The sequence below is a fragment of the Rhizobium sp. 18065 genome (assembly GCF_902706095.1).
Classification (GTDB): Bacteria; Pseudomonadota; Alphaproteobacteria; order Rhizobiales; family Rhizobiaceae; genus Allorhizobium.
Window position 1 is genome coordinate 62167 of the sequence record NZ_CACSJP010000008.1, and the last position, 18417, is coordinate 80583.

Sequence of the window (18417 nt, forward strand, 5' to 3'; positions counted from 1 at the left end):
AGGCCTCATCAATTCCATCGCTCTATTGCAGCGATCAGTCCTTCTTCGGCTGCGGCACGACGCGCAGCGCCAATTCGCGCAGCTGGGTCGGCGTTGCCGGCGACGGGGCGCCCATCAGCAGATCCTGGGCCTGCTGATTCATCGGGAAGATCGAGATCTCGCGCAGGTTCTTCGCGCCAACAAGCAGCATGATCACGCGGTCGACGCCGAAGGCACAACCGCCATGCGGCGGTGCACCGTACTGGAAGGCGCGGTAGAGGCCGCCGAAGCGATCTTCCACGTCCTGCTGGCTGAGGCCGACCTTTTCGAAGGCCTTGACCATCAGTTCCGGCGACTGGTTACGGATCGAACCAGAGGCGATTTCGAAGCCGTTGCAGACGGCGTCATACTGATAGGCCTTGAGCGTCAGCGGATCCTGGCTCTCCAGCGCTTCCATGCCGCCCTGCGGCATCGAGAACGGGTTGTGGGCGAAGTCGATCTTCTTTTCTTCCTCGCTCCATTCGTAGAACGGGAAGTCGACGATCCAGCACATTTCGAAGCGGTCGCGGTCGACTAGGTTCAGTTCCTCGCCGGCGCGGGTGCGGGCTTCGCCGGCAAACTTGTAGAACTTCGACGGCTCGCCTGCGACGAAGAAGCAGGCATCGCCCGCTTCAAGGCCGAGCTGCTGACGAACGGCTTCCGTGCGCTCTTCGCCAATGTTCTTGGCGAGCGGGCCGGAGCCGACGATCTTGCCGTCTTCTTCCTTCCAGAAGATGTAACCGAGGCCCGGCTGGCCGGTACCCTGAGCCCAGGCGTTCATGCGGTCGCAGAATGCGCGAGATCCACCGGTCTTGGCCGGAATCGCCCAGATCTCGACCTTCGGGTTCGACGCGATCATGCCCGCGAAGACCTTGAAGCCGGAATCGCGGAAGTGGTCAGTGACGCCTTCCATGACGATCGGGTTGCGCAGGTCCGGCTTGTCGGAACCATATTTGCGGATCGCGACGTCATAAGGAATGCGTGGCCATTTCTGGGTCACCGGCTTGCCTTCGGCAAACTGCTCGAAGACCGATGTCATCATCGGCTCCATCGTCTCCCAGACATCTTCCTGGGTGACGAAGCTCATTTCGACGTCGAGCTGGTAGAATTCGCCCGGCAGGCGATCGGCACGCGGGTCTTCATCGCGGAAGCACGGAGCGATCTGGAAATAGCGGTCGAAACCGGCCACCATCAGCAACTGCTTGTACTGCTGCGGCGCCTGCGGCAGCGCGAAGAACTGGCCTTCGTGGATGCGCGAGGGTACGAGGAAGTCGCGCGCCCCTTCCGGCGAAGACGCGGTCAGGATCGGCGTGGTGTATTCGGCAAACCCGGCACCGGCCATGCCGCTCCGCATGGCGGATACGATCTGGGTACGCTTGACGATGTTCTTGTGCAGCGTCTCGCGGCGCAGGTCGAGGAAGCGGTACTTCAGGCGCACGTCTTCCGGATAATCCGGCTCACCGAAGACCGGCAGCGGCAGTTCCTTGGCCGCACCGAGGACTTCGATTTCCTGCGCGTAGAGTTCGATCTCGCCGGTCGCCATCGTCTTGTTGGTGGTGTCTTCCGAACGGGCCTTGACGAGGCCATCGATGCGGATGACCCATTCGCCGCGCACGGTTTCAGCCATCTTGAAAGCCGGGCTGTCCGGGTCGGCGACGACCTGGGTGATGCCGTAATGGTCGCGCAAGTCGATGAACAGGACGCCGCCATGGTCACGGACGCGATGGACCCAGCCGGAGAGACGAACGGTCGAGCCGACGTCGGACTTGCGGAGTGCGGCACAGGTGTGGCTGCGGTAACGATGCATGGTCAGGTTTCCCGATGTATGACGGCCGGAAAGGCGCTTCACGGAGCAGCACAGGGCCGATAGAAAATCGGGCGGAAAAGCGCATGGTGCGCCTGATTTGTCAAGGCTGAAGGCGAAATGTGGTGGTGCCCTTTGACGCCAGACCATAGAACAGGCCCGGCGTCTTCCCATCGGTTTCGTTGATGCGCCCATTCAATGCTTTTGCTGTTGTCAGAGGCACAGGCGACATATTGTCAGCCAAATGATCCAGGATAGACCGTCTGATTCCCCTATCGCTCGCGCAGAAAAAACCAGTCCATGCATAACATCCGTCCGCTCATCCCCCTTCTTCTTACGGCTGGCATTCTGATTGGGGGCAACGGCCTGCAGGGTACCTTCATATCGCTTCGAGCACTGGAAGAGGGATTTTCACCCTCGGTGATCGGCATGATCGGCACCGGTTATTTCATCGGCTTCGTCATCGGCTGCATCTATGTCACCAAGATCATGCGGGCGATCGGCCATATCCGCACCTTCTCCGCCCTTGCTGCCATCGCCTCCGCCGCTTCGATCATGATGGTGATGGTCATCGATCCGGTCTCCTGGTTTGCCATGCGCCTGATCCAGGGCGTCTGCTTTGCCGGTCTGTTTGCCGCCGTCGAAAGCTGGCTGAACGCGCGCGTGACAAATTCGACAAGGGCACGCACGCTGTCGATCTATCGTTTTGTCGACCTCGGCTCGGTCACGGCGGCGCAATACCTGATCCCTGTCTTCGGTCTCGGCGGCTTCGATCTTTTCGCCATCATCTCTATGGCACTGACCCTGTCGCTGGTGCCGATCTCGTTTGCCGACCGCACCAGCCCTGCCCCGCCGCAGGACGTGAAATTCGATATCAAGGTGCTGTGGTCGGTCTCGCCGCTTGCCACCGTCGGCTGCATCATCGTCGGCCTGACCAATTCCAGCTTCCGTTCGCTGGGACCGATCTATGCCGACGGCATCGGCATGTCGGTCACCGGCATTGCCACCTTCATGAGCATCGGCATCTTTGCCGGTATCGTTTTGCAATATCCGCTGGGGCATTATTCCGACAAGCTCGACCGCCGTGTCGTGATGCTGATTGCCACGTTTGGCGCGCTTGCGGCCTGCATCTTCCTCGCCTTTTTCGCCGGCGAGAGCGAGCTTTTGAATTTCGTCGGCATTTTTGCTTTCGGCGCATTCGCCATGCCGCTCTATTCGCTGTGTTCCGCCCATGCCAATGATCATGCGGCACCGGGACAGCATGCGCTGGTGTCGGCCGGCACATTGTTCTTCTGGTCCGTCGGCGCCGTCATCGGACCGCTGTTTGCATCCTTCCTGATCGATGCCTTCGGGCCGCATGCGCTGTTTACCTACATGATCGTCGTGCTGGCCTTCTTCATGGGCTATACTTTCTTCCGCATTACCGCCCGCGAAGGTGTGCCGACGGAACAACGGCGCATGCGGTTTCGCAATCTGCTGCGCACCTCGACCTATTTCACCAAGCTTGCCGCGCCACCTTCCGAAAGAGACGACTGACGACCTGCGACAGCATGGTCGCATTCGCTCTATTGCTGAAAACGCTGCTCAACTTTAGAACAGCGGAAACCACTCGGAGGCCATCGTGTTTCGTCTCTCGCGCCGCACCCTGCTGAAATCCGCGGCCGTTGCCGGCGCCTATGGTGCCGGCATGGCGTTCCTGCCACGCGTCCACGATGCACTTGCAGCCCCGGATCCGATCCTGCTCGAAGCCCGCGGCATCGATGCCATGCTGGATGGCAAGGCATTGACCCGCAAGGTGATGAGCTACAGCGACGGCAAGACCGCTGATGCCGTGCCCCCGGTCCTGCGCGTCCAGCGCGGCGAAAAATTCGCAGCCACCCTGATCAACACGCTCGACGAGCCATCCACTGTACATTGGCATGGCATCCGCCTGCCGAACGACCAGGACGGCGTTCCCTTCCTCAGCCAGCCTTATGTCTATCCGGGCGACCGGTTCGACTATGCCTTCACCCCGCCGGATGCCGGCACGTTCTGGTACCATCCGCATTGCAACACGCTGACGCAGATGGGCCGTGGGCTGGCCGGCATGCTGATCGTCGAGGACCGGAACGATCCGGTGTTCGACGGCGAAGTGGCGCTTAACCTGCGTGACTGGCGGCTCGGCGGCGACAGCCAGTTCATCGACCAGTTCAAGCCGCGCGATGCGGCCAAGACCGGCACATTCGGCACGGTGCGCACTGCCAATTGGCAGCTTGCACCCACGTATGACGCGCCATCCGGCGGGCTGGTGCGCCTGCGCATTGTCGCCTCGGACGTGACGCGCATCTTCAATCTCAAGCTTGACGGCGCCGAGGCGCAAATCATCGCCATCGACGGCCATCCGGTACCGGAACGCATGTCGCTCGACATGGTGGTGATTTCACCCGGACAGCGGCTCGATCTGGCGGTTTGCATGCCCGACAGTGAAGGTGGCGTTGCCACATTGACGGATATCCGGCCGTCCTCGCCAAAGGTGGTGGCAAGCCTGCGGTCGGTCGGCACGTCGCTGAAACGCAACCTGGGCGACCTTGGCCCGCTTTCGGCCAATGCCGGTGTCGAGATCGACATGGCCAGCGCCACCGAAATCCCGCTTCTACTCAGCGCCACGGCCGAGAATGCCGCCAAGGACAGCATCTGCGGAACACTGGGCTATTCCTTCTGGGCGATCAACAAGAAGCCATGGCCCGGCGACAGCGCTGATCCGATGGACCCGATCGCGGAGCTGAAGCTCGGCAAGAGCTATATCTTCAATGTCGAGAACGTCACGCCGCATGCCCATCCGATCCATCTGCACGGGATGAATTTCAAGGTCATCGCCTCCAACAAGCGTATCATTCAGCAACCGCTGGTCTCCGACACTAATCTGATGTTGCCGGACGAGAAGGCGCAACTGGCTTTGGTCGCCGACAATCTTGGCGACTGGGTCTTCCATTGCCATATCATCGAACATCAAAAGACCGGGATGACCGGCTATATCAGGGTGGTTTAAGGTCATGGACATTACGGCTGACATGTCGGCGACGATGCGCATCCACCAGCCCTATCCGGGGCTGTTTGCCTATTACGACGGGCGCATCGCCGGAAAGCGGCTGCATTCTCCGGAGCCTAACTGGCTCGATGACGGCGCCTACAGTCTTGGCGTCGCCAGCTTCGCGCTGGTCTCGGGCCATGAGGCCCTGGTCTACGACACCCATATCTCGCTCGATCATGCGCGCGCCATTCGCCGCCATCTCGAAGGCCTGGGCGTCACGTCGATCCGGGTGGTGATGAGCCACTGGCACACCGACCATGTCGCCGGCAACGGAGGTTTTGCCGACTGTCCGATCCTGGCCAACAGCCTGACGGTCGAGACGCTGAAGGCCAAGCGCGAAGTGCTGGAAAACAAGAACCCGCCGATCAAGCCGGTCGTCATGCCAACAGAAAGCTTCGACGGGGAACTGACGCTGACCATCGGAAGCTGGACCGTTGAACTGCTGCAATTCGACATCCACAGTGCCGACGGCACCGCTCTGTTCATTCCGTCGCTCGGCGTGCTGATTGCCGGCGACACGCTGGAAGACACGGTCACCTACATTTCCGAGCCGGAGCACCTCGACCGGCACATCCTCGACCTGAAGCGAATGGCCGAATTGCCGATCCGGCGCATCCTGCCCAATCACGGCGCCGAAGAGATCATTGCAGCCGGCGGCTATCCGCCCACGCTGATCGCGGCCAACAGAGCCTATCTCGAGCGGCTGCTGGCCCGCCGCGACGATCCGCACCTTGGCGACGAAAGCCTTGCAGTCTTTGCGGAGCCGGAGATTTCAACCGGCGCCATCTCCTATTTCGCCCCCTATGAGGAGGTCCACCGGCAGAACATCGCCGTGCTGCACTGTGCGCCCACGGACGGATAGTGGCGAATTAGTGGCTGCAAAGCAGGGTGGCGTGCGCGTTTGACGCCCGTTCATATTGACATCGCCGGCCAGAAGGGAAACTAAGGTTGATCCGCATTTTTCCATGACCGAGACGAAATGATCGATACCACTGCCGCGCTTGAGGAGGCTTGCCGCCAACTCGCCAAATCCGATTTCATCACGATCGACACGGAATTCCTCCGCGAAACGACCTTCTGGCCTGAGCTCTGCCTGATCCAGATGGCGAGCCCGGATTTCGAAGCCATTGTCGATCCGATGGCCAAGGGCCTCGATCTGGCGCCGTTCTTCGAGCTGATGGCCAATCCCGCCGTCGTCAAGGTGTTCCATGCCGCCCGGCAGGACATCGAAATCATCTTCCACCTCGGCAATCTCATCCCGCACCCGATCTTCGACACGCAGGTCGCGGCGATGGTCTGCGGCTTCGGCGATTCGGTCTCCTATGACCAGCTCGTGCAGAAGGTAAAGAACGTCCATATCGACAAGAGCTCGCGCTTCACCGACTGGAGCCGCAGGCCGCTGTCGGAAAAGCAGCTCGACTATGCGCTGGCCGACGTCACGCATCTGCGCGACTGCTATATCAAGCTGAAGGCCGATCTGGAGCGCGAGGGCCGGGCAGAATGGCTGACCGAGGAAATGGCCATCCTCGAATCCCGCGACACCTATGACCTGCATCCCGACCAGGCGTGGCTGCGCCTGAAGATGCGCCTGCGCAAGCCGCAGGAACTGGCCGTGATGCAATACGTCACCGCCTGGCGCGAACGCGAGGCACGGGCGCGCAACGTGCCGCGGTCGCGCGTGCTGAAGGACGATGCGATCTACGAAATCGCCCAGCAGCAGCCGAAGGATACGGAAGCGCTCGGCCGCTTGCGGACGATCCCGAAGGGCTGGGAGCGCTCGACCGCTGGTGCCGTCATCGTCGAACAGGTCAATGCTGCCCTCGCACTGCCGAAGTCCGAAATGCCACACGTCCAGCGCCATACCCACGCGCCGGAAGGTGCACAGTCCGCCGTCGAACTGCTGAAGGTGCTGCTGCGCCTGACGTCGGAGAAACACGGCGTTGCGTCCAAGGTGATTGCCAATAGCGAAGACCTGGAACGGATCGCAGCCGAAGGCGAAAATGCGCCGGTGGCAGCGCTTCAGGGCTGGCGCCGCGAACTGTTCGGCGACCTGGCATTGAAGCTGATTTCCGGTGGCGTCGGCCTCCGCTTCGTCGACAAGCGCGTCGAAGCCGTGGAATTCTGAGCGGTGCCGGCGCTCACGGTGCGCCGCGCGACGGTCGAAGACATCGCCTTCATCATGGCGACCGAGCGCCTGCCGGGCTATGAACGCACGGTAGGTCGCTTCGAGGAGCAGGAGCATCGCGCGCAAATCGGCGATCCCAACTGGCTCTATCTGGTTGCTGAGGACAAAGGCTTTGCCATCCTGCAGGGACTGGGCAATCGGGACGGCAATCTGTGCATGCGACGCTTCATCGTGGCCGAGCAGTTTCGGGGCATCGGATCCCGGTTGCTACCTTCGGTGATCAATGCAATTTTCGAGCAGACTCGAACCCACAGGCTGTGGCTGCATTATGTGCCTGGCAACGAACCTGCGGCGCGTCTCTATGCTCGACATGGCTTCCAGATCGAGGGCATTGAGCGCGAAGCGGGACTACGTCCCGATGGCACGCGTTTCGACTTGATCAACGCATCGCTTCTGCGCCCGGAATGGGCGGTTACACAAGGCTGATTTCCCGATGGAACTTCCCTCCCCGCTTCGCGCCGCCGTCGACCAGATGCTGGCCGGGGAGCCGCTTGAGCGGCTGGCCAAGGCCAGCGCGCTGCTGTCGGATCGTTATCGCCGCGAAGTGCGCGACGGCCGTTTTCACATCGATGACGCGCTTGCCGCCAAAGCCTATCTGGCGACCCGCATGCCGGCGACCTATGCCGCCGTGCGCGCTGCCCTGTCGATGGTAGAGGAGGTGGTGCCTGACTTCGAGCCGAGGACCCAGATCGATCTCGGTTCCGGTCCTGGAACCGCCTACTGGGCGGCGCAAGATGCGTGGCCGCAGATGCAGTCTGCAGACATGGTCGAGGCCAGTGCGGCGATCCGCAACGTCGGCGATGCGCTGGCCAGGCACGGCACCGTCGCAGCCCGCTGGCATGCCGGCGACGTCACGGGAAAGATACCGACACTGGCGCCAGCCGATCTGGTGACACTTGCCTATGTTCTGGACGAACTGCCACCCGCAACCATCTCTGCCGTCACGACAAAGCTCTGGGCGCTGACCACCGGCATACTTGTCATCATCGAGCCCGGCACGACGGCCGGTTGGCAGCGCATTCTTGCTGTGCGCGAAACGTTGAAGGCTGCGGGCGCCCATCTGGTCGCGCCGTGCTCGCATGAACAAGACTGTCCGATCGCGGTGCCGGACTGGTGTCATTTCTCGCGGCGCGTTGCCCGGTCGCGGGTGCACCGGCTGGCCAAGGGGGCGGAAGTGCCGTGGGAGGACGAGAAGTTCATCTTCATCGCCGCCTCACGCTCGCCCGTCACACTGGCCGGCGCGCGCGTGCTGTCACCGCCGCGTGTCTCCGGCGGCGTTGGCCGTGTGAAACTCTGTCGTACCGACGGGTCGGCGGGCGAGGTCACACTCAGCAAGCGCGATGGAGACGCGTTCAAGCAAGTCCGCCGCGCCGATTGGGGTGACCGCATCGACCTGGAGAGTTGAACCGTGCCGATCACTCTGGATATCACGTTTGCCGAACGTCTTGCCGAAATCGCGCTTGGCCATGTCGGCCGCGAATATCCGAACCAGATCTCGCACGGGCTGGATGGGCCTCAGGACGCGCAGGTGCCATCGCAACTGCATCCGATCTTCTACGGCAGCTATGACTGGCATTCCTGCGTGCACGGCTACTGGACGCTGGCGCGGCTGTTGCGGCTCTGTCCCGGCATGGTGCATGCCGAGGCGATCCGTCGGCTGTTCGACACGATGCTCACCGATGACAAGGTCGCCGGTGAATGCGCCTATTTCGACCGGCCGTCTGCGCGTGGTTACCAGCGCCCCTATGGCTGGGGCTGGCTGTTGAAGCTGGCCACCGAATTGCATGGGCATGAGAATGCCCGGTGGAGTGCCGCGCTGTCCCCGCTGACCAAGCGTATCGTCCAGCGTTTCAACGACTTCCTGCCGATCGCGACTTATCCCGTGCGCGTGGGCACACATTTCAACACGGCTTTTGCGCTACGGCTGGCGGCAGACTATGCCGAGACAGTTGGCGATACGCGTCTGTTAGACCTGCTGCAGAACACTGCGCTGCGCTGGTACGGCACGGACCGGCAATGCACCGCCTGGGGCGAACCCTCCGGCGACGACTTCCTGTCTTCGACACTGATTGAGGCGGAATGCATGCGCCGGCTGATGCCCGCCGGGGATTTTGCCGGCTGGTTCGACGGCTTCCTGCCTGATCTTTGCGAGAGCGAACCGGCAGTGTTGTTCTCACCGGCAAGGATTTCCGATCGCTCGGACGGTAAAATCGCCCATCTCGACGGGCTGAATATCAGCCGTGCCTGGTGCTGGCGCTCGCTCAGCGCCGCCCTGCCGGCAGACGATCGGCGGCGTGACATTCTGATGCGCGCCGCCGAAGCACATCTTGACGCCGGTCTTGGCCATGTCGCGGGCGACTACATGGGCGAACACTGGCTGGCGAGCTACGTCATGCTGGCATTGACGGAGACACCAGCATGAACCTTCCCTTGATTGCAGGACAGGTCATTGTTGCGGGTCAGGCCGAAGGCGAGATTCTCTTCAGCGACGTGCCGCTGAGCTTCTGGGGCGGCGTCTCATCCGACACAGGCGAAGTGATCGACCGGCATCATCCACTCAGCGGCGAGAGGCTGGCCGGACGCGTGCTCGCCATTCCGGGAAGCCGTGGCTCCTGCTCCGGCAGCGGTGTCGTTCTTGAACTGATCCTCAATGGCCAAGGTCCGGCGGCGATCCTGCTGGAACGACCCGAAGCGATCATAACGCTTGGGGTGATTGTTGCGCAGGAGGTCTTCGGGGTCTCGATCCCGGTTCATTGTCTCGGGCCGGACGGCTTTCAGAAACTGCCGAAAACGGGTCCAGTTCGCGTCGGTGGCACGCTGCCCGCATCCCCGGAAACAGTTCCGGCCATCACACTGTCGGAGAAAGACCAGGCGCTGCTTGACGGTCGCTTCGGCGCAGCCGCACAGGTGGCGATGCGCATCGTGTTGCGCATGGCGGCGATCGAGGGTGCGGCCGAACTTCTCGACATCACCCAGGCCCATATCGACGGCTGTATCTATACCGGCCCGGGCGGCCTTGCCTTCGCCGAACGCCTGCGCGATCTCGGCGGCAAGGTGGTCGTTCCAACCACGCTGAACGCCATCTCCGTCGATCAACGACGCTGGCGCAGCCAGGGGGTAGATCCCGCGTTCGCAGACGCCGCCAGCCGACTGGCGGATGCCTATGTCGATATGGGGGCTCAGCCGAGCTTCACCTGTGCACCCTATCTGCTCGATACCGCGCCGAAGCGCGATGAACAGATCGTCTGGGCCGAATCCAATGCCGTTGTCTATGCCAACAGCGTGCTTGGCGCGCGCACGATGAAATATCCGGACTATCTGGATATCTGCATCGCGCTGACCGGGCGGGCACCAAAAGCCGGTTGCCACATCGATTCCCAACGACAGCCGACACTTCGCATCGTTCTTCCATCGCTCAGTGAGGTGGACGACAGCTTCTATCCGCTGGTCGGTTACCTGACCGGTATGCTGGCCGCCGATGACATTCCCATCATCGATGGCATCGCAGATCCCGCACCGGACAGTGATCACCTGAAAGCCTTCGGCGCCGCCTTTGCGACGACGTCCGGCGCACCGATGTTTCATATCGCCGGCGTGACGCCGGAAGCGCGTGATGCCGATGACTTCATGGGCCTCTCCCTTCGTCACGTTGTCGTCAGTCAGGCCGACCTCCTGCAGGCCTGGGGCGAATTGAATGCCACCGCTGCCGGGCCAGTGGAACTGATCTCGCTTGGCAACCCGCACTTTTCGGTAACGGAAATCGCCCGGCTGGCGAAACTCTGCGCCGGAAAAACCTGCCATCCGGATGTCGCGACCATCGTCACCTGCGGCCGCTGGACACTGGAGCAAGCGCGAAAGGCCGGCCATGTAGCCGACCTTGAGCGCTTCGGCGTGCAATTCGTCACCGACACCTGCTGGTGCATGATCATCGAACCGCTGATCCCGCAACACGCGAAGACGATCATGACCAATTCGGGCAAATATGCCCACTACGGACCCGGGCTCACCGGCCGGGCCATGCGTTTCGGCAGTCTGGCAGACTGTGTCGAGGCCGCCGTTTCGGGTCTGGATGTCGGGCTGACGCCGGAATGGATCGCTGCGCATTGAATGATCAGCTGTGCATTTTTGCGCCCTTGGTGATTTTGTCGGCCAGTTTCTTGTCGGTGCGAAGCGCGATGCCGACCACTTTGGCATCCTGCGGGGTATATTCGGCAAAGACCCTACGGTTGTCGGCGTCATGACCGGTCGAGAACATCTCCTCGACATAGAGCGAACACGACACATCGCGCTCCAGCGCGCGGCGATGAATAACTCGCACGGTCTCCTGATCGCCCGACAGGACGACCATGGGCTGGATGCAGAGCGGGTTGTAGACATGGCCTGCGGCATCGCGATAGGGCTCGCCGAGCAGGTTGCTGTTGGCGCCAACTATGCCGCTGACCAGAAAGGCGGTAACATTGAGTTTCTGCCAGGTGAGCAAATCCTCTCTGAGGACAATGACGATTTTGGTGTCGAACATGAAGCACTCCGAAGCGGGCTGGTTGGATAATGAGGCGCAGCTAGCAAGCCCCGCCCCCGATGGTCTTGAACGTTCGTGCAGTTCGGTTGACCTCATCCGGACCGGTGCCGAGACCCGCGGGATCGAGCGCATCGAGGCGATGTTCCACGGCAACCGGTTTTCGCCGCATCGGCACGATACCTACGCACTCGGGCTGACGCTCAGCGGCGTCCAGACATTTGCCTATCGCGGCGCATCCCGCTTCAGCATGCCGGGTAATGTCATCGTGCTCCATCCCGACGAGTTGCATGACGGTGGGGCCGGCACCGAGGCAGGGCTGCGCTACCGGATGATGTACATCCCGCCGGAATATCTGCGCGAGGCACGCGAGAGCGGGCCGACGGCGCTGCCCTTCGTCGCCAATCCGGTGCTTTCCGATTCGAGGCTCGCTCAGGCATTGACAGAAGCGCTCGCAGATCTTGAAAACCCGATCGGCGATCTTGCCTATGCCGACCTGCTGTCGCGGATTGCCGATGGCCTCGACCGCCATGCGCAGGAGACAATCAGGCTGTCGCCCAGGGCGGAACGGGCGGTGCAGCAGGCTTGCCTCTATCTTCGGGAAAACGCCGCGGCGACCGTGCGTTCGGAAGACCTTGAAGCGATCACCGACCTCAACCGCTATTCCCTCGCCCGCCAGTTCCGTCTGGTCACCGGCACTAGCCCGCACCGCTACCAGGTCATGCGCCGGCTGGAGCAGGCAAAGCGCCTGATGCTGGAGGATGTCTCCATTGCCGAGGCGGCCATCGAGGTCGGCTTTGCCGACCAGAGCCATCTCACCCGGCATTTCAAGTCATCCTACGGCATGCCGCCCGGCCGATGGCTGACGCTGGCCAGTCATGGCGGACTTGTCCTCAGTCACTGAAACTTCATCGAACGGCAATCCGTGCGACATCAAGCCTGCCTAAGCATGCGGCGTTCCATCCTTCCCAAAAAAGGTGACGCCATGAAAAAGGCACTTCTGACTTCCGTATCCCTTTGCCTTCTGTTTTCCGCCCCGGCCCTGGCCGAGGAAAAAGCTTATTCCGCCAAGCTCGTTTCGCATGCCATCCTGCCGGCCAATACAATCATCGCGGCACCGGCGGATGCGCCGGCGCACCTGAAGACCTCGGCCAAGTTCACCACCGCCGACCGCAAGCGCGCAGATGGGCTCGGCACTATTCCGGGCAAGGACGGCGTTCGCGAAACCGGCCTGAAGATGCCGTTCGACGGCCAGGCCATGCAGGGCTTTTCCGGCATCAAGACAATGGAGGACGGCACGTTCTGGAGCCTGTCCGACAACGGTTTCGGATCAAAGATCAATTCCAGCGATTCCATGCTGATGCTGCATCATATCAAGTTTGCCTGGGACGCCGGCAAGGTCGAACCGATCGAGACCGTGTTCCTGTCGGATCCGGACAAGAAGGCGCCCTTCCCGATCGTCATGGAAGGTTCCGACACCCGATACCTGACCGGCGCCGATTTCGATGTCGAGTCGATTCAGCCGGTCGCTGACGGCTTCTGGGTGGGGGAGGAATTCGGCCCCTATATCCTGAAGTTCACCAAGGATGGCAAACTGACCGATGTCATCGCCACCAAGGCCGGCGAAATCGACGTAAAGTCGCCGGACAACGTAACGCTGGTCGTTCCGGCCAATCCTACCGCGAAGATGCCGGCCTTCAATTTGAAGCGCTCGGGCGGCTATGAAGGCCTTGCCATGTCGAAGGACGGATCGAAGCTTTACGGCCTGCTCGAAGGTCCGCTCTATCTCGAAGACGGCTCGGTCGAAAAGGTCGACGGACTGACGGCGCTGCGCATCATCGAACTCGATGTTGCCTCCAAGTCCTGGACCGGCCGTAGCTGGCTCTATCCGCTGTCGGACGGTGGCGAGGCGATCGGCGACTTCAACATGATCGACGATACAATGGCCCTCGTGATCGAGCGCGACAATGGCGCCGGCACAGCCGACAAGGCCTGCGCCGACCCGAAGGCACCTGTCGCCGATTGCTTCGCCGTGCCTGCCAAGCACAAGCGCATCTACAAGATCGAGATGTCGGACGAGAACGTCGGCAAGGCTGCCCGCAAGATCGGCTATATCGACCTGATGAAGATCGAGGATCCGGACAACAAGAAACTGCAGGGCGGTGGCGACGGCTTCTACGACATGCCGTTCGTGACCATTGAAGACGTCGATGTCGTCGATCCGACCCATATCATCGTCGGCAACGACAACAACCTGCCGTTTTCGGCCGGTCGTGCGCTGGACAAGGCAGACGACAACGAGTTCGTGCTGCTCGAAGTCGGTGAGTTCCTCTCCGCCAAATAGACCCTGACAAGGGGCTACCCGAAGCCGAGGGACCGGCCGATGTCCGGTTCCTCGATCCATCGACTGATGCTACCGCGATCCCATGGTCAACCGCCCGGCCCTCTTAGCCGCGCCGTGCTGCCTCGATCACAGCGACGTCGATCTTTGTCATCTCCATCATGGCGTCAAACGCCCGTTTGGCCTCGGAGCCACCGATTGCAAGGGCCTCAAGCAATACCTTTGGCGTGATCTGCCAGGAAATGCCCCATTTGTCCTTGCACCAGCCACAGGCGCTTTCCTGGCCGCCATTGCCGATAATGGCGTTCCAGTAACGGTCGGTCTCTTCCTGATCGTCCGTCGCGATCTGGAACGAAAACGCCTCGCTTTGGGGAAAAGCCGGACCGCCGTTCAGGCCCATGCAAGGGATATCGAAAACGGTAAACTCGACGGTCAGCACGTCGCCGGCCTTTCCGGACGGGTAATCGCCGGGTGCGAGAAAGACAGCATTGACGGCGCTGTCTGGAAAAATGCTGGCGTAGAAATGGGCTGCGGCCTCGGCATCCGTCTCGTACCAAAGGCAAATCTTGTTCTTTGCAATCCGTGCCATCATCTACCTCCCCAGTGAATGCACGGAGATGATCATGGCACGAATACCGGCAGGCGCAACCGGGACACCGGCGTCCGATGTGCCGGAGTGAGCCTGCAACCTTCGGCTTCTGGCGCAGACCCGCTATTCGAACCTGAAGCTCAGTCGCTTGCCGGTCAGCTTGGCAAGCTGCTGCAGACGGCCATCGAGACGCTCGCCGGCAAAGTCGAAATAGGCGTGCGGAACGACGAATTCGAGATCGACATCCGGCCGCGTAGACCGCTGGAAGCGCAGATCGTGCACGACGCCCGGCATGGAAGCCGAGAAGAGATAGACGACGCGCAGCATGCCGCCGAGCAGCTTGGCGCGTTCCAGCAGGCGTTCGGTGGCGATTGCCGCCAACGGACCAGTGCGGCCGTCGTCATACAGACCTTCGAAACGGTAGTAGTTGGTCAAGGCGATGAAGGCACGGCCCGGATGGGTGATGCCGACGAAGGACGAATGCGCGATGACGTTGAGCGCCTGCAGACCGCGATAGTCCGGATGGGCACGCCAGCTGATATCGGCGAGCAGGCAGGCGGCCTGACGATAACGCGCATCCTCTTCCGTCTCGTTGACGTCGAAATGCGGCATCATCTGCCCGGTCCAGTCGGCCAGTTCCCGTGCATGCTCCGGGGAACGGGCACGCAGGATCGCCAGTTCGTCGGCTGCTTCGACCAGAGGGTCGAGCGCCTTTTCGTCGTCCGGCAAGAGCGAATAGAGATATCCCTCGCGCACGCCCTGCGCCGAGAAGCAGACGCTTTTCGGCTTCATCACCTCGATCACCTCGCGCAAGGCGACCGCGCCGAAAGGGATAAGCGTGCGGCGGTTCTTCGAAATCGTCGTCCAGGCCGGATCACGGCTATTGGCACCGCTGATGATTTCGTCGAGGAAGAAGGCAATCTCGTCATAGGGCAGTTCGTAACCCTGCATCATGTGCAGCGGATATTTGCGGATTTCCATATGCAGCTTGGCAATGTTGCGCCATGTGCCGCCGACGGCGTAAAAGGTGCGCCCCTCGCCATTTTGCAGGAGATCAGCGCCTGCCACCAGTTTCTTGGCATGAACCCTTGCCTTCGGCAGCGATCCGCCCACCGTCTCGGAAAGGCGCAGGCCGCCGAGCGGAAGCGTAATACCCTTGCCGAATTCGCGGCCACGGATATCGATCAATTCGAGCGAGCCGCCGCCCAGATCGCCGGCAATGCCGTCGGCGTAGTGAAAGCCGCTGATGATGCCGAGCGCCGAATAGAGCGCCTCTTCCTCGCCGCTCAGAACCTGGATCTCATGGCCGAGGATGGCTTCGGCGCGCGCAATGAAATCAGCGCCGTTGGACGCATCGCGGGCGGCGGCCGTTGCCAGGACATACATCCGGCTCGCCTGCGCCTGCTTGGACAGTGCATTGAAGCGCCGCAGCGCCAACAGGGCGCGCTCGACACCTTCCTGATCCATGCGACCGGTAGTGGCCAGACCTTTGCCCAGCCCGCACAGGACCTTCTCATTGAAAAGAACCGTGGGCGCGCGCGCCAGTCCCTCGTAGACCACGAGACGGATCGAGTTGGATCCGATGTCGACAACGGAAACAGGGGCGATACCGGGTAGACGCCCCCGTGCTTCAGATCTTGTCATGAAGTTCCAGTTTTATCGTTTCCTGCCGGAAATCAGACCGGCGATCAGTTTCGGTGCACTCGATTTCAACGCTTCACCCCGACCCGACAGGCTTGGGTTGGTCATGAAATACTGTTGCGCGTTGAAAGGTTCCTCACCTTGCCGCACCTCAATGCGACGAGACGTGCCATCGGCCAATATCTCGTAGCTCTGCTGATTGTCAATCAGATTGCCCAGCATGATCTGGGACAAGACCTGCTCATGCACGGTCGGGTTGATCAGCGGCACAAGCGTTTCAACACGGCGGTCGAGATTGCGCGGCATCATGTCGGCCGAGCCGATATAGACAAGCGCCTTTTCCGACGGCAGGCGATGGCCATGGCCAAAGCAGAAGATGCGGCTGTGTTCGAGGAAGCGGCCGACGATGGATTTCACCCGGATATTTTCCGAAAGGCCCTGAACCTGTGGCCGCAGGCAGCATATGCCGCGAATGACCAGGTCGACCTCGACGCCCGCTCTGCTTGCCCGATAGAGCGCATCGATGATTTCGGGATCGACGAGCGAATTCATCTTCATCCAGATGCCGGCCGGCAGGCCGTTGCGGGCATTCTGCGTCTCTTCCTCGATATGGCGGAGGATGCGCGGACGAAGCGTGTAGGGCGAGACCGCCAGCTTCATGCTTTCTTCCGGCTCGCCGTAACCGGTGATGAAATTGAAGATGTTCGCCATGTCATGGGCGATCTTCGGATTGCAGGTGAAGAAGGACAGGTCGGTATAGATCTTCGCCGTGACCGGGTGGTAGTTGCCGGTGCCGAGATGGCAATAGGTGCGCAGCTTGCCGTCCTCGCGGCGCACGACCATCGACATCTTGGCATGGGTCTTCAGCTCGATGAAACCGAAGACGACCTGCACGCCGGCGCGCTCCAGGTCGCGGGCCCAGCGGATATTGGCCTCTTCGTCGAAACGGGCCTTGAGCTCGACCAGGGCGGTGACCGACTTTCCGGCATCGGCCGCATCGATCAGGGCACGGACGATCGGGCTGTCATTGGATGTGCGGTAGAGTGTCTGCTTGATCGCCAGCACGTCCGGATCACGGGCCGCCTGCAGCAGGAACTGCACGACGACGTCGAAGCTCTCATAAGGGTGATGAACAATCATGTCCTTTTCACGGATTGCTGCCAGGCAATCGCCGGCATGCTCGCGCACGCGCTCCGGGAAACGGGCATTGTAGGGTTCGAAACGCAGATCCTCGCGCGGCGCCTTGCAGATTTCGGTAATGGTGTTGAGGGCCAGGAGACCGGGCAGAACGGCGACGCGATTGTCCGGCACGTTCAGTTCATGGACGACGAACTGGCGCAGCGCGACAGGCATCTCGCTGTCGACCTCAATTCGAATGACCGAACCGCGCCGGCGACGCTTCAGGGCGGTCTCGAAAAAACGGACCAGATCTTCTGCCTCTTCCTCGATTTCGATGTCGCTGTCACGGATGATGCGAAATGTGCCGAAACCCTTGACCTCGTAGCCGGGATAGAGCCGGTTGATGAACAGGCCAACGACGTCCTCCAGCGTGATGTAGCGGATCGTCTGGCCCTGATCCTGCAGGCGGATGAAGCGATCGAGCGTGGGCGGCAGGCGCAGCAGAGCCGTCATCGGCTCGCCGGTACGGCTGCTGGTCAGTTGAAGCCCCATGGAGAAGCCGAGATTGGGGATGAAGGGGAACGGATGGGCCGGATCGATCGACAGCGGCGTCAGGACCGGGAAGATCGAATCCTCAAACGTGTTGGCCAGCCAGTTGCGGTCTTCGTCCGACAGGGCCGCCGGGCGAACCACCAGAATTTCTTCCTGCGCCAGATACTGCTGAAGCACGGCAAGCGATGCCTGCTGCTCCATCTGCAGGTTGTCGATTTCCTTCAGGATGTCATTCAGCTGTTCGGCCGGCGTCTTGCCGTCCGGACTCCTGATGGTGATGTTCTGTCGCACCTGGCCTTCGAGGCCGGCGACACGCACCATGAAGAACTCGTCGAGATTGGCGGCGGAGATCGACAGGAAACGGACGCGTTCCAGCAGCGGATGCGCGGTATTGAGGGTCTCTTCGAGAACGCGACGATTGAACTGCAGCCAGGAGAATTCACGGTTGATGAAACGCAGCGGGCTGGTCATCAAGTCGTCCGGCGCGAGCGCCTCCGCTTCGATACGGCCGTCCACCTCATTCACCGCAGAGTCCATAGTCCCGTCCCTTCGTTATTCTTTCCCAGCCGAATATAACAGTTT

General features: G+C 61.4%; 15 protein-coding genes. 10 read left to right on the forward strand and 5 right to left on the reverse strand.

Features of this window, described 5'->3' with window-relative positions; genetic code table 11:
• Window positions 1-34 precede the first annotated feature (34 nt).
• Window positions 35-1825, reverse strand: coding sequence for an aspartate--tRNA ligase (gene aspS, locus GVK95_RS18460; RefSeq protein WP_159952171.1), 1791 nt, complete (start codon window positions 1823-1825; stop codon window positions 35-37).
• A gap of 297 nt (window positions 1826-2122) precedes the next feature.
• Between aspS and GVK95_RS18465 the strand changes: the two genes are divergently transcribed.
• From GVK95_RS18465 to GVK95_RS18500, 8 genes are all read left to right on the forward strand, one after another.
• Complete coding sequence (locus tag GVK95_RS18465) at window positions 2123-3358, forward strand: MFS transporter (RefSeq protein ID WP_159952172.1); 1236 nt, start codon at window positions 2123-2125, stop codon at window positions 3356-3358.
• Window positions 3359-3443: 85 nt separating this feature from the next.
• On the forward strand, window positions 3444-4850 hold the full coding sequence (locus tag GVK95_RS18470; protein WP_159952173.1) for a multicopper oxidase family protein: 1407 nt from the start codon (window positions 3444-3446) through the stop codon (window positions 4848-4850).
• A gap of 4 nt (window positions 4851-4854) precedes the next feature.
• Window positions 4855-5754: an MBL fold metallo-hydrolase gene (locus tag GVK95_RS18475; protein WP_159952174.1), complete on the forward strand. Its 900-nt coding sequence runs from the start codon at window positions 4855-4857 to the stop codon at window positions 5752-5754.
• Between the two features lie 117 nt (window positions 5755-5871).
• Window positions 5872-7017 (forward strand): ribonuclease D, encoded by a 1146-nt coding sequence (gene rnd / locus GVK95_RS18480; RefSeq protein WP_159952175.1) that lies wholly within the window; start codon window positions 5872-5874, stop codon window positions 7015-7017.
• Window positions 7018-7020: 3 nt separating this feature from the next.
• Window positions 7021-7503 carry a GNAT family N-acetyltransferase gene (locus GVK95_RS18485; protein ID WP_159952176.1) on the forward strand — a complete coding sequence of 161 codons (483 nt, stop codon included), beginning with the start codon at window positions 7021-7023 and terminating at the stop codon, window positions 7501-7503.
• A gap of 7 nt (window positions 7504-7510) precedes the next feature.
• Complete coding sequence (locus tag GVK95_RS18490) at window positions 7511-8482, forward strand: small ribosomal subunit Rsm22 family protein (RefSeq protein ID WP_159952177.1); 972 nt, start codon at window positions 7511-7513, stop codon at window positions 8480-8482.
• A 3-nt stretch (window positions 8483-8485) separates the two neighbouring features.
• Complete coding sequence (locus GVK95_RS18495) at window positions 8486-9499, forward strand: DUF2891 domain-containing protein (RefSeq protein WP_159952178.1); 1014 nt, start codon at window positions 8486-8488, stop codon at window positions 9497-9499.
• Entirely contained in the window at window positions 9496-11184 is a 1689-nt protein-coding gene (locus tag GVK95_RS18500) for an aconitase X (protein WP_159952179.1), read from the forward strand. Before GVK95_RS18495 ends, GVK95_RS18500 begins: the two co-directional genes overlap by 4 nt.
• A 4-nt stretch (window positions 11185-11188) precedes the next feature.
• Here the strand turns inward: GVK95_RS18500 and GVK95_RS18505 are convergent, their stop codons facing one another.
• On the reverse strand, window positions 11189-11596 hold the full coding sequence (locus GVK95_RS18505; RefSeq protein ID WP_159952180.1) for a DUF2000 family protein: 408 nt from the start codon (window positions 11594-11596) through the stop codon (window positions 11189-11191).
• Between GVK95_RS18505 and GVK95_RS18510 the strand changes: the two genes are divergently transcribed.
• Both GVK95_RS18510 and GVK95_RS18515 read left to right on the forward strand, forming a co-directional pair.
• The gene (locus GVK95_RS18510; RefSeq protein WP_244618815.1) at window positions 11595-12497 is read left to right on the forward strand and encodes an AraC family transcriptional regulator; all 903 of its coding nucleotides are present in this window, start codon (window positions 11595-11597) and stop codon (window positions 12495-12497) included. The two genes, GVK95_RS18505 and GVK95_RS18510, sit on opposite strands and share 2 nt — an antisense overlap.
• An 81-nt stretch (window positions 12498-12578) precedes the next feature.
• On the forward strand, window positions 12579-13937 hold the full coding sequence (locus GVK95_RS18515; protein ID WP_159952181.1) for an esterase-like activity of phytase family protein: 1359 nt from the start codon (window positions 12579-12581) through the stop codon (window positions 13935-13937).
• Window positions 13938-14040: 103 nt separating this feature from the next.
• On the opposite strand, the gene GVK95_RS18520 is transcribed toward GVK95_RS18515, so the two are convergent.
• The 3 genes from GVK95_RS18520 to GVK95_RS18530 all read right to left on the reverse strand — a co-directional run bounded on the left by GVK95_RS18520 (window position 14041) and on the right by GVK95_RS18530 (window position 18372).
• On the reverse strand, window positions 14041-14514 hold the full coding sequence (locus GVK95_RS18520) for a VOC family protein (protein ID WP_159952289.1): 474 nt from the start codon (window positions 14512-14514) through the stop codon (window positions 14041-14043).
• Window positions 14515-14646: 132 nt separating this feature from the next.
• Window positions 14647-16167, reverse strand: coding sequence for an exopolyphosphatase (gene ppx / locus GVK95_RS18525; RefSeq protein ID WP_159952182.1), 1521 nt, complete (start codon window positions 16165-16167; stop codon window positions 14647-14649).
• 12 nt (window positions 16168-16179) lie between these two features.
• Window positions 16180-18372, reverse strand: coding sequence for an RNA degradosome polyphosphate kinase (locus GVK95_RS18530; RefSeq protein ID WP_159952183.1), 2193 nt, complete (start codon window positions 18370-18372; stop codon window positions 16180-16182).
• Window positions 18373-18417 lie beyond the last annotated feature (45 nt).

Coding starts and splice junctions, on each gene's coding strand:
- ppx (WP_159952182.1), bottom strand. CDS start 16,167: ATGACAAGATCTGAAGCACGGGGGCGTCTACCCGGTATCGCCCCTGTT.
- GVK95_RS18490 (WP_159952177.1), top strand. CDS start 7,511: ATGGAACTTCCCTCCCCGCTTCGCGCCGCCGTCGACCAGATGCTGGCC.
- GVK95_RS18465 (WP_159952172.1), top strand. CDS start 2,123: ATGCATAACATCCGTCCGCTCATCCCCCTTCTTCTTACGGCTGGCATT.
- GVK95_RS18505 (WP_159952180.1), bottom strand. CDS start 11,596: ATGTTCGACACCAAAATCGTCATTGTCCTCAGAGAGGATTTGCTCACC.
- GVK95_RS18530 (WP_159952183.1), bottom strand. CDS start 18,372: ATGGACTCTGCGGTGAATGAGGTGGACGGCCGTATCGAAGCGGAGGCG.
- GVK95_RS18500 (WP_159952179.1), top strand. CDS start 9,496: ATGAACCTTCCCTTGATTGCAGGACAGGTCATTGTTGCGGGTCAGGCC.
- GVK95_RS18510 (WP_244618815.1), top strand. CDS start 11,595: ATGAAGCACTCCGAAGCGGGCTGGTTGGATAATGAGGCGCAGCTAGCA.
- GVK95_RS18515 (WP_159952181.1), top strand. CDS start 12,579: ATGAAAAAGGCACTTCTGACTTCCGTATCCCTTTGCCTTCTGTTTTCC.
- rnd (WP_159952175.1), top strand. CDS start 5,872: ATGATCGATACCACTGCCGCGCTTGAGGAGGCTTGCCGCCAACTCGCC.
- GVK95_RS18475 (WP_159952174.1), top strand. CDS start 4,855: ATGGACATTACGGCTGACATGTCGGCGACGATGCGCATCCACCAGCCC.
- aspS (WP_159952171.1), bottom strand. CDS start 1,825: ATGCATCGTTACCGCAGCCACACCTGTGCCGCACTCCGCAAGTCCGAC.